13 protein-coding genes are annotated in these 15,871 nt (G+C 38.6%); 5 read left to right on the top strand and 8 right to left on the bottom strand.

The features are described from left to right. Positions 1 to 87: 87 nt before the first annotated feature. A complete protein-coding gene (folK, locus tag MS6x_RS05850; protein WP_482606012.1) occupies positions 88 to 1,224 on the bottom strand; it encodes a 2-amino-4-hydroxy-6-hydroxymethyldihydropteridine diphosphokinase in 1,137 nt (378 codons plus the stop codon). Between the two features lie 71 nt (positions 1,225 to 1,295). On the opposite strand from folK, the gene sppA reads away from it, so the two are divergent. From sppA to MS6x_RS05835, 3 genes are read left to right on the top strand one after another with little or no spacing between them, the layout of a single operon-like run. Beyond that, a complete protein-coding gene (gene sppA / locus MS6x_RS05845) occupies positions 1,296 to 3,056 on the top strand; it encodes a signal peptide peptidase SppA (protein ID WP_482606010.1) in 1,761 nt (586 codons plus the stop codon). Between the two features lie 3 nt (positions 3,057 to 3,059). Beyond that, a complete protein-coding gene (locus MS6x_RS05840; protein WP_482606008.1) occupies positions 3,060 to 3,785 on the top strand; it encodes a queuosine precursor transporter in 726 nt (241 codons plus the stop codon). A 24-nt stretch (positions 3,786 to 3,809) separates the two neighbouring features. Continuing rightward, positions 3,810 to 6,554: an AsmA family protein gene (locus MS6x_RS05835; RefSeq protein WP_482606006.1), complete on the top strand. Its 2,745-nt coding sequence runs from the start codon at positions 3,810 to 3,812 to the stop codon at positions 6,552 to 6,554. A gap of 282 nt (positions 6,555 to 6,836) precedes the next feature. On the opposite strand, the gene MS6x_RS05830 is transcribed toward MS6x_RS05835, so the two are convergent. Then, complete coding sequence (locus MS6x_RS05830) at positions 6,837 to 7,631, bottom strand: DUF2797 domain-containing protein (RefSeq protein WP_482606005.1); 795 nt, start codon at positions 7,629 to 7,631, stop codon at positions 6,837 to 6,839. Between the two features lie 77 nt (positions 7,632 to 7,708). On the opposite strand from MS6x_RS05830, the gene MS6x_RS05825 reads away from it, so the two are divergent. Together MS6x_RS05825 and MS6x_RS05820 are read left to right on the top strand one after the other, a co-directional pair. Continuing rightward, positions 7,709 to 9,223: a GH3 auxin-responsive promoter family protein gene (locus MS6x_RS05825; RefSeq protein ID WP_482606004.1), complete on the top strand. Its 1,515-nt coding sequence runs from the start codon at positions 7,709 to 7,711 to the stop codon at positions 9,221 to 9,223. A gap of 325 nt (positions 9,224 to 9,548) precedes the next feature. Next, the gene (locus MS6x_RS05820) at positions 9,549 to 10,106 is read left to right on the top strand and encodes an alpha/beta fold hydrolase (RefSeq protein ID WP_482606003.1); all 558 of its coding nucleotides are present in this window, start codon (positions 9,549 to 9,551) and stop codon (positions 10,104 to 10,106) included. 151 nt (positions 10,107 to 10,257) lie between these two features. Here MS6x_RS05820 and clpX read toward each other — a convergent pair whose 3' ends face one another. The 6 genes from clpX to MS6x_RS05790 all read right to left on the bottom strand — a co-directional run bounded on the left by clpX (position 10,258) and on the right by MS6x_RS05790 (position 15,809). Beyond that, a complete protein-coding gene (clpX, locus tag MS6x_RS05815; RefSeq protein WP_482606002.1) occupies positions 10,258 to 11,493 on the bottom strand; it encodes an ATP-dependent Clp protease ATP-binding subunit ClpX in 1,236 nt (411 codons plus the stop codon). Between the two features lie 86 nt (positions 11,494 to 11,579). Continuing rightward, positions 11,580 to 12,260, bottom strand: coding sequence for an ATP-dependent Clp endopeptidase proteolytic subunit ClpP (gene clpP, locus MS6x_RS05810; RefSeq protein WP_482606001.1), 681 nt, complete (start codon positions 12,258 to 12,260; stop codon positions 11,580 to 11,582). 167 nt (positions 12,261 to 12,427) lie between these two features. Then, the gene (gene tig, locus MS6x_RS05805) at positions 12,428 to 13,750 is read right to left on the bottom strand and encodes a trigger factor (protein ID WP_482606000.1); all 1,323 of its coding nucleotides are present in this window, start codon (positions 13,748 to 13,750) and stop codon (positions 12,428 to 12,430) included. A gap of 100 nt (positions 13,751 to 13,850) precedes the next feature. After that, positions 13,851 to 14,198, bottom strand: coding sequence for a phage holin family protein (locus MS6x_RS05800; RefSeq protein ID WP_482605999.1), 348 nt, complete (start codon positions 14,196 to 14,198; stop codon positions 13,851 to 13,853). Positions 14,199 to 14,328: 130 nt separating this feature from the next. After that, the gene (locus MS6x_RS05795; RefSeq protein WP_482605998.1) at positions 14,329 to 15,099 is read right to left on the bottom strand and encodes an alpha/beta fold hydrolase; all 771 of its coding nucleotides are present in this window, start codon (positions 15,097 to 15,099) and stop codon (positions 14,329 to 14,331) included. Further along, entirely contained in the window at positions 15,096 to 15,809 is a 714-nt protein-coding gene (locus tag MS6x_RS05790; RefSeq protein WP_482605997.1) for a pyridoxine 5'-phosphate synthase, read from the bottom strand. The genes MS6x_RS05795 and MS6x_RS05790 overlap by 4 nt, the downstream gene beginning before the upstream one ends. Positions 15,810 to 15,871: the final 62 nt, after the last annotated feature.

The raw sequence follows: 15,871 nt of genomic DNA, 5'->3' as shown, positions 1-15,871 counted from the left end.
GTTAGTTAGTTTTCCACTTAAGGAAGGTACAATTACGTGATTACAATTTTACTATGCAAGAATATTTTTAAAATTATGCTAATCTGACTATGAAATGGCAAAGTTTTCTATCAATGTTAAAATGTGTTCATAGTCTTTTTCTTGGTCAACAAAATCCAACTGAGAAACATCTATAATCAGCTGGCTATCTTTAGGATAGGTCTTTAAAAAGTCTATATAACCTTTGTTGATATTCGTTAAATATTCTGCCTGTATGCCTTGCTCATATTCCCGTCCTCTTTTTTTTATTTGTTCCAATAACCGTTCCGTTGTTTGGTACAGATAAACGTATATTTTGGGCTTTCTGACCTCTTTGTACATAAAATTAAAGATTTTACGATACAATTCATATTCCTGTTTTTGCAAGGTTACCTTGGCGAAAATAAGTGATTTAAAAATATCATAATCACTGATCATAAAGTTTTTGAATAGGTCATATTGGTTAGTATCGTCCGAGAATTGCTGGTAGCGGTCTGCTAGAAACGACATTTCTAAAGGAAAAGCATAGCGCGCCTGGTCTTCATAAAAACTTGGCAAAAAAGGATTTTCCGCAAAACGTTCCAGTATCAATTTTGCGTTAAAATCTTCTGAAATCTTTGTTGCCAGACTAGTTTTACCTGCGCCAATGTTTCCCTCGATGGTTATAAATTCCAGACTTGTAAAAAGTGCTGTTCTGCTCTTATGGAGTGGACCAACTATTTTTTCGAGCTTTCCTTTATCTCGACATTCCTGCAACAGGTTTCTACTATCCTTTTTTAGGATAGGATGATAAAACTGCGGTGCAATATCCGCCAAAGGTCTTAGTACAAATCTGCGATCTGCCATGCTGGGGTGCGGTATAGTTAGATTGTCTTGCTTTACAATTTGGCTTCCGTAGTATAGTATATCCAAATCAATGATTCTACTCTTATATCCTTTTCCGATACTTCCTTCCCTGCCCATGCTTTTCTCTAGCTGCATGAGAAGGTCAAGACAGGTTTCTGGTGTTTTGTCTGTTTCTAGGCATATGCACGCATTCAGAAAATCGTCAGATTCAAAACCCCACGATGGCGAATTATAAATAGGAGAAATGCCGGTAATCTCACCAAGCGATTCGTTCATACAAAAAATTGCTTTTTGCAGATTAAGTTTTCTGTTGCCTAAATTACTCCCAATAGAGATGTATACTGTTTGTTTTACCACCATAATATAATGGCAAAATAAACAAAACAAATTCACTTTGGTTATCTTTGCGGGGTAATAAAAATTGCTATTTAATGAATTTTTTGAGAAACCTTATTGCGGCCATTATTGGTTGCCTAGTGGCCTTTGGTGTGGTCTTTGTCATGTTTTTTGTGCTGATAAGTTTATTGGGTAGCGATGAAGATGCGGTAACGGTGAAGGATAATTCGGTGCTGGAGCTACAGTTACAGCGCCCTATAGCCGACTATACGGGTAGTGATGACTTAAACCCGTTTGCCGGGATTTTTGAAAGTCCCCAAGGTCTGGATGAAATTGTGCACGCCATTATAGTGGCCAAGGATGATGAACGTATTAAGGGTATAAGCCTAAACAATAATTTTTTATTGGCCGGACTGGCACAGACCCAAGCCATAAGAAAGGTGTTGGAAGAATTTAAGACTTCGGGGAAGTTCATCTATACCTATGGGGATTTTTACACCCAAAAGGATTATTATTTGGCCTCTATAGCAGACTCTATCTTTATGAATCCTGTTGGTGTTTTGGATTTTAAGGGTTTATCTTCAGAAGTTTTATTTTATAAAGATTTACAGGAAAAAACAGGGGTAAGGATGGAGGTTATTCGCCATGGTAAATACAAAAGCGCGGTAGAGCCCTACCTGGAAAATGAAATGAGCGATGCCAACAGAACCCAAATACAGGAGTTGATACAGTCTTTGTGGAGTTCCATGGTCTCGGATATAGCCGTGGGTAGGGGGATTTCCGAGAGCGATTTGAATATCATAGCAGATACCTTGGGAGGCAGATCTTCTAGTTATGCCAAGAAATCTGGATTGTTGGATGATATTATTTTTTATGACCAGTATGAAAAAAAATTGTCAGATGCACTCTCGCTTTCGGAAGGTGCCGATATCAACTACATTGATTTAGACGATTATGCCAGGTATTCCAATAAAAAGATATTAAACTCTGGAACGGATAAGATTGCGGTTATTTTCGCACAAGGCGAAATTTTATATGGCGAAGGAGGTCCAGATATTATTGGTCAAGGGATTATCAACAAGGCATTGATAAAGGCCAGGGAAGATAAAAATGTAAAGGCGATTGTACTACGCGTAAACTCTCCCGGGGGAAGCGCCCTTACTTCGGATATTATATGGCGTGAGGTAGAACTGGCAAAAAAGGTAAAACCAGTAGTAGTTTCTATGGGCAATGTTGCGGCTTCCGGTGGCTATTATATCGCAGCTGGTGCAAACAAAATTTTTGCGGAACCTACCACCATTACAGGTTCTATAGGTGTGTTTGGTACGGTTCCCAATATTAGTGAACTTGCCGCGGATATAGGAATAAATGCCGAGCAGGTGGGTACCAACGCAAATTCAGTAGATTACTCGTTATTTGAACCTATGAGTACTGCATTTCGAAATCAGGTTCAAGAAAGCATTGAAGACACCTACACCACATTTTTGAATAGAGTTTCCCACGGCCGTGGTATTTCAATGGCCCAAGCTGATAGTTTGGCGCAAGGAAGGGTTTGGAGCGGAATAGATGCAAAGCGCATTGGTCTCGTTGATGAATTGGGAACGTTGGAAGATGCTATCAACGCTGCCGCCGAATTAGCCGAAATCGATACCTATGGTATTCGAAAATACCCAAAGTATAAATCAGGTTTTGAGCGTTTTATGGAAGACTTGGAGGGTGCTAGTACGCAACTGAAGTATAAAATAATCAGCGATGAAATCGGTGAGGACAACTATCTAATTTTAAAGGACATAAAAGCTGGTCTGGACAGAAAAGGCGTGCAGGCCAGAATGCCTTTTATCTTGAATATAAAATAAGGGATGACGCACAAGGATACCTTGGTGGCACGTAGGATATATCTATATCTTGGTGCGCTTTTCATTACGTCTTTAGTAGTTTCCAACCTAATCTTTCAAAAGTTTTTTTATTGGCAGCCGTTTGGGGAGATTACTATTTTTGGCGCTTCACTTTTTGAGATATCCGTAGGGATATTGCCCTATCCCGTTACCTTTTTGATAACGGATTTAATCTCTGAAATTTTTGGAAAGAAAAAAGCCAACCAAATAGTTGTGGCAGGTATCTTTGCATCTTTCTTTTCTTTGTTAATTGTGTATACGGCAAATGCGGTGCCTGCAACGTCGTGGTCACCGGTTCAGGACAAGTTGTTTACTTCTGTTTTTGGTAACACTATTGTTGCGGTCTTTGCCTCTATGATGGCTTATTTGTTGGCTCAGTTCGTTGATATACAGATATATCATTTCTGGAAACGCTTGACCAAGGGAAAATACCTGTGGCTACGGAACAACTTTTCCACCTTTTCTTCTCAATTGATAGACACGTTTACCGTTGTTGGACTTTTGTGTTCTTTTGGGGAGATTCCTTGGGATAAATTTAAGGGCTTGGTGATCAGTGGCTTTATTTTTAAGATAATTATAGCGTTTTTGGACACCCCTTTGCTTTATTTGTGCGTATATATGATGCGAAGGCGATTTGGTTTGGAGCTGGGAGAAGAAATAGATTTGGATGTTAGTAACGTGGCAGATTAAGAATGTGTATTTTATCAGAAAGAAATGAAGAAAAATATTATTAGAATAGTTGGGATACTTTTTTTGTTGATTATTGGAATAGTAGTGGCAGCCCCCTTTTTCTTGGAGGCCAAAATTGGTGATATCATCAAAAATAATGTGAACAACACTGTAAATGCAACATTGGATTTTTCTGATGCGGATTTGAGTTTGGTCCGTAGTTTTCCCAATGCAGCGGTTCGTTTGGAAAATGTGAGCTTGTTGAACAAGGCGCCTTTCGAAGGGGATACCTTGTTCTCGGCCAAGGACGTCTCCTTGACTATGGGTATTATGCAGTTGTTCAAGGGGCAAGATGAGCCCATTGCCATAACCAGTTTAAATGTAGATAATGCCTTGGTAAACATTACGATAGATGCCAATGAAAATGCAAATTACGATATTACCCTGGAAAGCGATGCTCCAGAAACAACAGTAGCTTCAGAGACAGGTTCTACCGGGTTTAATCTGAACATGGAATACTATGAGATAACCAACTCTCGTATCTATTACAACGATAGGGCAACAGGTATTGGTCTGGTATTGACAGATGTGAACCACAAGGGAACCGGTGATCTTTCTTTAGATACATCTGAACTGGATACGCATACGGATGCGCTAGTATCTTTTGAAATGGACAGCACCAATTACCTGAATAATAATAAAGTACGTTTGGATGCGCTTATCGGTATCGATTTAAAAGAAAGTAAATACTCCTTTTTAAAGAACGAGGCGCTCATAAATCAATTACCCTTGGTCTTTGATGGTTTTGTAAAGTTGAATGACGATGATATGGAGGTGGATATCAATTTCAAAACACCCTCTTCGGATTTTAAAAACTTTTTGGCCGTTATTCCAGAGGAATATTCCAAAAATATCGAAAGTGTAACCACGACCGGAAACTTTGTGCTGGGAGGAAATTTTACAGGTACTGTTGATGATGTGCATATTCCTAAATTCAATATTAATATCAACTCGGATAATGCCTCTTTTAAGTATCCAGATTTACCAAAAGCGGTTACCAACATTAATTTAGATGTGGCAATCAATAATACTACCGGAATTACGGAGGATACATCTGTAGCAATTAAAAAGGTCTCCTTTATGATTGATCAGGACCGTTTTAACTTGACTTCTAACATAACAGAATTAATGGGCAATACAAAGGTAAGTGCTCATATAGATGGTAAAATGAATCTGGCTAATCTAGAAAAAGCCTATCCTGTGCCTGCAGGACTCAGTTTAAAGGGAATGTTGGAAGCCGATGTTACAACAGCTTTTGATATGGGTATGCTAGAAAAAAAGCAATACGAAAGAACCAGGACCGAAGGGAAAATGGTCTTGGCCAATTTTGAATACAAATCGGACGAAATTCCAAATCCTGTAGTATTAAAATCCACAGCGGTTACCTTTAATCCAAAGACGGTAAGTTTGAACGAACTTAATGGGTCAACCGGTAAGACAGACTTCAACGTTACCGGGACCATTAACAACTTTTTGGGCTATCTGTTCAATGATGAAAAGGTAGAAGGGAATTTTATCTTAAACTCCAATACCTTTGACTTGCGTGATTTTATGGTAGCCGAAACGGAAACCGTACAGGATAGTAGTACAGAAAGTGCGCCTATAACTCCTGTAGAAAAAATTAAGATACCTTCCTTTTTGGATGCTACATTTAGTGCTAGCGCAAACAATGTAATATATGATAATATTGTTCTTAAAGATGTAAAGGGAAATCTTAGAATAAAGGACGAAAAGGCAATATTGAGTAATATGACTTCTTCCTTGTTCGATGGGAAAATAGCTTTTGATGGAGAGGTTTCCACAAAAAGCGACATACCCACATTTAGTATGAAATTGGGAATGGACCAGTTGCAGATAAGCGAAACCTTTAAGGCCTTGGAGCTTTTTAAGGTGCTTGCCCCGGTGGCCAAGGTTATTCAAGGAAAATTGAACTCAAATATTTCATTGTCCGGTAATTTGACCGATGATTTTACACCTGATCTATTATCCTTAAGTGGTGATGTTTTAGCCAATTTAATGACGCAGAAAGTCAATGCAGAAAACGCACCCGTTCTCTCTGCCTTGGATAGTAAGTTGGATTTTATAAACCTAAACGATTTGGATTTAAAGGAGCTGAAGACGAGCCTTTCGTTTAAGGATGGTCTGGTTTCCGTAAAGCCATTTACGTTTAACTATAAGGATATTGCTATTAACGTTGCAGGAAATCACACCTTTGACCAAAAAATGAACTATAAGGCATCTATCAACGTGCCTTCAAAATACCTAGGTAAGGAAATAAATGCTTTGCTGGCCAAAATAGATGACCCCTCTTTGCAAACCCTCACCATACCCGTTACCGCAAATATTACAGGAATGTATAACAGTCCGCAAGTAAGTACCGACCTAACTTCTGGAGTAAAAACCCTCACCTCCCAGTTAATAGAAATTGAAAAACAAAAACTAATTGCCAAAGGAACAGATAAAGCAAAATCCCTAATCGGCGGTCTTTTGGGCGGCGCTAAAGAAGATTCACAAGATTCGACCAAAGTAGAAGACCCCTTAAAAAAGGGAGCTAAAGACGTATTAGGTGGTCTGTTGGGCGGTACTAATAGAACGGATAGCATAAATGCAAAGGCAGATACCGTCCCTCCTAAAAAGGAAGATGCCGTTAAAGACGCTGCCAAGGATATTCTAGGTGGTTTGTTGGGTAAAAAGAAAAAACCAGCGGCTAAAAAGGATTCTGTTAACTAGTTGAAGCAAAATTTTAGAACGGCTTTTTAATAATTTTCCTATTGTTAAACTATACTGACTCATCTGAATTATGCCGTGTAGGTAGGAATACGATTTGCGAATTGATTAAAGCTAATTAGGACAGCTTTGTTTTCATGAAAGGTTTTTGTGTGACTGATATCGGTAACCATTTCGCAAAATTTATGGTTTAAACTTGTACCAGCAACGAAGATACAACACTAAGTTTCTCTGAAAAGTATATCGGTACATCTATAAAGATGAATTTGAAATAGAGAGTGGGTTTTAACTAATACTAAGCCCTACATAATACCCCTCATTACTTCGAACATTAAAAACGGTATTATCCTCAAAGATGAGGTACTGCCCTTTAATACCTTTTAAAATGCCTTGATAGTTGGGTGTCTTGTCCAAATTGAGGCTTTTTACTTTTTCTGGGTATTGTAGTACTGGAAACTGCATATGGGTTTCCTCATTATTTTCTATAAAATATTGTTTTGCTTCGTCAGGAATATACTGTTTTAACTTAGTACGCCAGTCTACCAGGTTTTCATCATCTACATTGTTTGTGAGCATTTTTCGCCAATTGGTTTTGTCGCCCACATAGTCTTTTAGGGCCACCTCGGTAATGCCCGCAAGATACCTGTTGGGTACTTCTACGATTTCTATCGCTTCATGTGCACCTTGGTCTATCCATCTTGTAGGGACCTGGGTCTTTCTGGTAACACCTACTTTTACATTGCTAGAGTTTGCCAAGTAAACGATATGCGGCTGTAGTTGTACTTTTTTTTCGTAATCCAAATCGCGATCTTCCTGGTCTAAGTGGGCGGTGCTTAGTTCCGGTCGCATGATCCAATCGCCTGCGGACGGAATCTCAAAAAAACAGGATTTGCAAAAGCCTTGCCTAAATATAGGTCGGTCGTTACCGCAATTGAGGCATTGGTGTTTTAGGAAGCTTATCGAAAGCTCTTTATTCAGTATTTGATTGATATTAAGGAAATCGGATTCAAAAATAAGGTAGTACTGGATGGGACTTCCTATTTCTGTCTGCATTTTTTTTAAAACACCTTCGTACTGCATATGTAAAATCTTATTGCTATTTCAATTTGAAAATGATGGATATATACCCTATTTTAGGCCGATAAAGATACCTAAAAATGCCCATTCCGCTGTTTAATTCCATAGCATCTTGGTTGCTTAAAAAGCGCTATCATCAAATAGAACTTTTCCTTAAATATCCTGAAGAGGTACAAGAAGAAGTGCTTTTGCAGCTTTTGGAGCTGGCAGATGATACCGAAATTGGACGCACATACGATTTTGAGAGTATACATAATTACGAGACGTTTAGGAGTCGGGTACCCATTGTATCCTATGAGGAAATGGAACCAATGATAGAACGCACCCGCAAGGGCGAGCAGAATCTTTTCTGGCCAACATCGGTAAAGTTGTTTGCTAAAAGCAGTGGTACGACCAATGCAAAAAGTAAGTTCATACCGGTAAGCACCGAGGCTTTGGAGGATTGTCATTTTAAATCTGGAAAAGATTTGTTATGTCTTTATTTGAACAACAACGAAAACTCCCAATTATTTACAGGAAAAAGTTTACGACTGGGAGGGAGCAAGGAATTGTATGAGGATAATGGTTCTTTTTTTGGAGACCTATCTGCAATTCTTATAGATAATATGCCACTTTGGGCGGAGTATAGCAGTACACCTAGCAACAAGGTGTCTTTGATGAGCGAATGGGAAACAAAGCTAAACGCTATAATTAAGGAAAGCGTACAGGAGAATGTAACTAGTCTGGCAGGTGTGCCCTCTTGGATGTTGGTACTTTTGAACAATATGTTGGAAGAGACGGGGAAAGAGCACTTGTTTCAGGTTTGGGAAAATTTGGAGGTCTACTTTCATGGAGGGGTAAGTTTTAGTCCGTATAAAGAACAATACAAAGCATTGTTTCCTAGAAAAAGTTTCAGATACTACGAAATCTACAATGCCTCCGAAGGGTTTTTCGCCATCCAAGATAGGAACAATGCAGATGACCTTTTGTTGATGTTGGATTATGGTATTTTTTATGAATTTGTTCCTATGGAGGAGTATGATGCATTGGACCTAAAAGCGATTCCCTTGTGGGAAGTGGAAATTGGAAAGAATTACGCTATCATCATAACTACGAATTCTGGCTTATGGCGCTACAAGATTGGCGATACGGTACGTTTTACTTCTAAAAGTCCATATCGCATACGGGTAACGGGGCGTACCAAACATCATATTAATGTTTTTGGGGAGGAACTGATTATAGAAAATGCAGAGGAAGCCCTAAAGACCGTTTGTATAAAGGCGGAGGCGGAAATCAAAGATTATACGGCAGGCCCTATCTTTATGATGGGAAAGGAAAAAGGAGCACATGAATGGGTAATTGAATTCAGGAAGGCTCCCAAAGACCTAGCTTATTTTACCGAGTTTCTGGATAACGCCCTGAAATCATTGAATTCCGATTATGAGGCCAAACGATATAATAATACTACCTTAAAAATGCCTAAAGTACATGTGGCGCGAGAAAATCTTTTCTACGATTGGCTTAAGGTCAATGATAAGTTGGGCGGCCAACACAAAATACCACGACTTTCCAACAAAAGGGACTATATAGAAGAGCTACTTAGGATGAACGGTTAGTATAGAGGGTTTTTTCTACTCAATATGTCATTTAAAAATAGGGATATGCGTTTCTTATTGCTAGAACTACTTTCTTAAGGTTACTTCTATTCAAAATTATCTTCAATTTTAGCGCTATTGTAGTTAATACCTTTTAATACGTTGCTGGTCGATTTATAAGCGTTATTCAATTAGTGATAAGCGTTATTTTAGCATGTTATTTATATGAATCAAGTTTTATACCGATGTTTTTGTCCTACTGAACAAATAAATATGAGTTTTTGCCGTTTATGAATGACTTTAGACAAACGATACTTAACCGATAAAACTAAACACAACATTCATTATGGCAGAGAAATTAGTAATTGTTTCAGACATGTGGGGGTCAAGAAAGGGGCTTTGGATAACTTCTTATCTAGGGTATCTGCAACAGTATTTTGATATTACATTTTATGATAGTCAGCAATTGGCTAATTTGGATTTAGCCGTTAATTCTGAAGAAAATATACATAATGCTTTTATACATGGGGGTATAGAGACGGCAGTAGCTCATTTGTTAAAAAAAGAGAAAGAACCTTGTCATTACCTTGCTTTCAGCACGGGCGGTACTATTGTGTGGAACGCAGCCAAAAAGGGACTTCCCGTAAAATCTTTGTATAATGTTTCCTCAACAAGGATACGAACGGAAAATAATAGACCTTCGGTTCCGGTAACCTTATTGTACGGGGGAAACGATTCTTTTAAACCTGAGGATAGTTGGGCAGATATGCTAGGATTGGAAATGGAAGTGATTCCAAATTACGGTCATACCTTATATTCCGATGAAAAGGTGATTAAAAAGGTTTGTTTGGATTTGTTAAACAAGGTAACTAAGATAGCTCCCGAAACCAAAAAGGCTGTCTAGCGCTCATTGTCATAGTTCTTCGGGCAGTTTTAAACTGAAGGTCTAAAAAATAAGGGCACAGATACAGAAAGGGTCAAATATAAAATCCTCGTTGAGATTGTATATTTGACCCTTTTCTCTTAAACCTCGGTAAATCAAATTAAGGATTCGGTTAAGAAACTGCTTTTAGTTTTTTAACCGTTTCGTACGAAAGTTTTTGCTCGGCATACTGTTTGGTAACCTTGAATTCCGTTTCATCATTACTGGGCATTTCGAACATAGCATCCGTAAAAATTGCTTCGCACAAAGATCGTAACCCTCTTGCTCCAAGTTTATATTCTATGGCTTTGTCTACAATATAATCCAAAGCTTGCTCGGTAATGGTGAAGGTAATATCGTCCATTGTAAACAGCTTTTCATATTGTTTTATGATAGCATTTTTTGGCTCCGTAAGAATGGCGCGTAAGGTTTTCTTATCCAATGGATTCATATGGGTCAACACAGGTAAGCGACCAATAATTTCAGGAATCAAGCCAAATTCTTTTAAGTCTTTGGGTATGATGTATTGTAACATGTTATCATCGTCTAACTTATCGTCTACCTTTGAAGCATTATAACCAACGGCTTGCATATTTAGCCTTTTGGCTATGGCGCGTTCAATTCCGTCAAATGCACCTCCAGCGATAAAAAGAATATTCTCGGTATTTACTTCTATAAATTTTTGATCGGGGTGTTTGCGGCCTCCTTTTGGGGGTACGTTTACCACTGTACCTTCTAGTAGTTTAAGCAAGCCTTGTTGTACACCTTCACCGGATACGTCCCTTGTAATAGATGGGTTGTCGCTTTTGCGGGCTATTTTATCTATCTCATCAATGAAGACGATGCCACGCTCTGCCTTTTCTAAGTTGTAGTCAGCTGCCTGTAACAACCTTGTTAATATACTCTCTACATCCTCGCCTACATAACCTGCCTCCGTTAAAACGGTTGCATCAACGATTGCCAACGGAACATTAAGCATTTTTGCAATGGTTTTGGCCATTAGGGTTTTTCCCGTTCCGGTTTGGCCTACCATGATAATATTACTTTTTTGAATTTCTATATCGTCTTCCTTGGCAGAAGGTTGCAATAATCTTTTGTAATGATTGTAAACAGCAACCGACATTACTTTCTTGGTGCGTTCTTGGCCAATAATAAAAGTATCTAGGAAGTCCTTGATTTCCAGAGGTTTCTTAAGCACGAGTTCCGAAGATAGGTCATTGGTCTTTGTTTGTTTTGACTCTTCGGCCACAATGCCATGTGCCTGCTCAATACATCTATCGCAAATATGCGCATCAAGTCCGGCGATTAATAAATTGGTTTCGGGTTTTTTTCTTCCACAAAACGAACATTCTAAATTTTCTTTTGCCATACAGTTTGTAATCAGACCAAAACCATAACGGATATTCTTCCTTTTTGGTTTATACTATCTCCCTATAATTTGGTAGTTGGTCGAAATTATTTCTTTTCCCTTACTAATATCTCGTCTATCATGCCATACTTTAGTGCGGCGTCCGCTTTCATCCAATAATCCCTGTCACTATCGTCATGCACTTTTTTGACGGATTGTCCGGAGTGGTTTGCGATAATCTCGTAAAGCTCGTCTTTCAAGGTTAGGATTTCTTTTGCTGTAATCTCAATATCACTAGCTTGTCCTTGTGCCCCGCCCATAGGTTGGTGTATCATTACTCTCGAATGTTGTAGCCCACTGCGTTTGCCCTTTTCTCCTGCACAAAGAAGTACTGCACCCATAGAGGCTGCCATACCTGTGCAGATAGTCGCTACATCTGGATTTATAAATTGCATCGTGTCATAGATACCTAGGCCCGCATATACGCTTCCGCCCGGGGAATTGATATATATTTGGATGTCTTTTGAAGCATCAACACTGGCCAAAAACAGCAGTTGGGCTTGAACAATGTTCGCAACTTGGTCATTGATACCCGTACCTAAAAAGATAATACGATCCATCATAAGCCTAGAATATACGTCCATTGCAATAACGTTCATTTGCCTTTCTTCAATAATATTGGGCGTCATATTAACAGGGTACATGCTGCTCATGATATTATCATAATACGTACTGCTGATGCCTTGGTGTTTTATTGCGTAATCTTTGAACTCTTTTCCGTAATCCATTTTTTTATTCGATTTTTCTAAATACTAACCACTACTGGTTTCCATAGGTCACATTTTGCACTCTATTGGGCTAAGGACTGTTATTTCCTGATAGTGTAAGAGGCAAAAAAAGGTGCCGAAAAAATAATTTCCGGCACCGTAAAGATACTTAATTTATTATTCGAATGCTATCCGTATACTTCTTTGACGAAGTTTTCATAGGTAACTTCCTTAGTTTTAAGGTTCGCTTTTTCTTTATAAACGTTCAATAATTTTTGGCTCATCAACTGTTCGGAAAGCCTTTTGACCTCATCCTGATTACCTAAAACTCGCGCGGCTATGTTATCCAATTCTTCCTCTTGTGGATTTAGTTGTCCAAATTGGGCCATTTGCGATTTAATGAATCCTTTGGCGAATTCTTTTAGCTCGTCAAACTGGACTTGAAGGTTATTTTCGCTAATTATTTTTCCTTCGATAAGTTGGTACCGTAACCCTTTTTCCGATTTTTTATATTCTTCTGTAGCCTCTTCTTCGGAAAGTTCCTTTTCTCCCGTAACCTGAATCCATTTGGTTAAGAAGCCGGCAGGAAGTTCAAATTTGGTGTTTTCGATAAAATACTCGGTTACGTCGTTCAATAATTTTTGATCGGCCTGTTGCTCAAATTGCTTTTCGGAATCTTCTGCAATACGCGCTCTAAGTTCTTTTTCAGTTTTTACAGTGTCTTTGCCAAAAAGCTTATCAAAAAGTTCTTCATCTAAAGCAGCTGGCTCGCGCTGGTTTATTTCACTAATGGTGAAGCTTACTTCTATGTTTAATTTTTCCGATGTGTCAGGGCTAATCCCTAACATGCCGGCAAGAAGGTTGTCCTCTTTTAAAAGTCCTTTTGTTTTTAAAGTAACGACATCTCCAACTTTTTTTCCTACAAGGCTTTCTATAGCCTTTTTGCTTTTAAGCTTATCGAGCTCCAACAATGTGTCGTTGTTAATTTCTTCAGTTTCGTTCACGAAGGTGCCAGAAACTTCATCGTTTTTCCCAACAACATCCTTGTTGGTCAATTTCCCATATTGCTTTTGAATGCGCTCTACCTGCTCGGAGATCATTTTTTTGTCGGCAACGATTTTATAGTGGGTAATTGCTTTTTTTGTTTTTAATGAAACCTCAAAGTCCGGGGCAAGTCCTAGTTCAAATTCAAACGCTAACTCTTCTTTGTCCCAGTCAAAATTATCTTGTTGTTTTGGTAATGGATTTCCAAGTACATCTAATTTCTCCTCGGTAAGGTACTTGTTAAGATTGTCCTGGAGCAACTTGTTCACCTCGTCTACCAATACCGCTTTACCGTACTGTTTTTTGATTAGTCCCATAGGAACCTGTCCTTTTCTAAAACCGGGAATATTTGCTTGTTTTTTGTAATCCTTAAGGATAGTATCCACTTTGTCTTGGTAGTCCTCTTTTGTAACAGCTACCTTAACAACAGCGTTTAAATCGTCTATCTGCTCTTTTGTAATATTCATTCCTTAGTATCTTTATCTTAAATAAAATGGGGTGCAAAATTACTCTTTTTTAGAATATTTGCCAAGTTTTCAATCAGTTGAATTTCAGATGCTAGCTTCATTATTTCTTGTCCTCTTTAAGGAAGGAAAATAAAATGGATTGTAAAAAGGAAAGTAAAAGGCTAAAAAGTAAGGCCCACCATATATTCCCTACACTAAATCCAGCAATCAAGCTGTCTGCTAAAAGTATAATTATCGCGTTGATAATGAGAAGAAAAAGTCCCAAAGTGAGCACGGTAACCGGCAGTGTTAGGATAACAAGTATCGGCTTTACCAAAAAATTGAGCAAACTTAGTACTACCGCCACGATAATGGCCGTTATATAGGAGTCTACATAAACATTTGGTAAAATGTTGGCCAAAAGTATAACGGCAAGTGCGCTTAAAAGTGTTCTAAGGATAAGTTTCATGAGGTGTACTGGTTTAGGTTCGTATTGTTTTTGTTAAAACGGAAATGTCATTAAAGATAATCATTTATCAAACCAAAGAAAAGACCCGTATTTATTTCGAAAATGAGTTATACTACTGAAAATTTGGTGCTTAGGATAGAAAAGCTAATGATTTTTTCAAAAATTCTGAGGGATTTTCTGCGTGTAGCCAATGACCAGCATTAGAAACGGTATCTAATATAGCTTTAGGAAAATGCATTTTGATCGCATCGATATCACTATCTAAAACGTAATCCGATTTGCTTCCTCTTAAAAATAAGGTGGCACCTGCAAAACGATCTGTACTATTGATGTTTTCTCCTACTTCTGTCATTTTCTCGCTCAATACTGCAAGGTTGAACCGGAACGCAAGTTTTTTTTCTTTGGTCCAATACAGATTTTTAAGTAGAAACTGTCTAACGCCAACATCGGTCAGTTTTTTTTGAAGTGCTGCGTCCGCTTGCGATCTTGAGCTGATTGTGTTGAAGTCTAACGATTGCAAAGCATCAATAATCTGATGATGGTGGGGTGGGTAGAATTTCGGTGCTATATCCGCAACAACTAATTTTTGGGTCATTTCAGGAAAACTACAGGCAAACTGCATAGCAGCTTTACCCCCCATGGAGTGTCCAATAAGCATTGTTTGGGTAATATTGTGAGTTGTTAGGTATGCTTTTAGGTCGTTTGCCAAAAGGTCATAATTAAAATCAGTGCTATGAAAACTCTTGCCGTGGTTTCGCTGGTCTATCAGATGTACGTTAAACCCTTTTTCGGCATAGGCTGCTCCTAGGGTTTTCCAGTTGTCCGACATACCCAAGAAGCCATGTAATATGCATAATGGCATGCCTTTGCCAAGGATTTTAGAATGTAGGGATAGATTCATTTTAACTTGTTTAAATACATTTGAACAACATTTTCCAAGCCCAAATAAAGTGATTCGCATATCAATGCGTGGCCAATGGAGACTTCTAAAAGACCAGGTATGTTCCTTTTAAAGTATTGAATGTTGTCTAGGCTAAGATCATGGCCTGCATTTATACCGATGCCGAGTTCGTTTGCACGATGTGCTGCGGAAATAAAAGGTGCAATTGCCTTCTCCTTATTTTTTGTAAATCCTTGTGCATAGCTTTCTGTATACAATTCTATGCGGTCCGCTCCGGTTGCTTTTGCGCCATCTATCATGGCAATGACTGGGTCAACAAAGATGGAGGTCCGAATACCTTGTGCTTTAAAGGTGGCGATTATATCAGTTAAAAAATTAGCATGCTTAATAGTGTCCCACCCGGCATTTGAGGTTAGGGCATCTACGGCATCTGGTACCAGGGTAACTTGAGTTGGCTTGGTTTCAAGCACCAATGCAACAAATATAGGGTTCGGGTTTCCTTCTACATTGAACTCAGTTGTTACTCTTTTTGACAGGTCTCTGGTGTCTTGGTATCTAATATGGCGTTCATCTGGCCTGGGGTGCACCGTAATTCCTTGTGCTCCAAAACGCTCTATATCTTCTGCTACCTTTGTCACGTTGGGTACATTTCCACCACGTGAATTTCGTAGCGTAGCTATTTTATTTACGTTTACACTAAGTTTTGTCATAATGTCGGATATCTTTTTAAGTGAGCGTAAAAATACAAATTAGGCATGCCTTTTGATATTAT

It is taken from the genome of Maribacter sp. MS6, from assembly GCF_056839185.1.
Note: the sequence above shows the minus strand (reverse complement) of the source record. Positions and strands in the feature narration are given on the sequence as shown.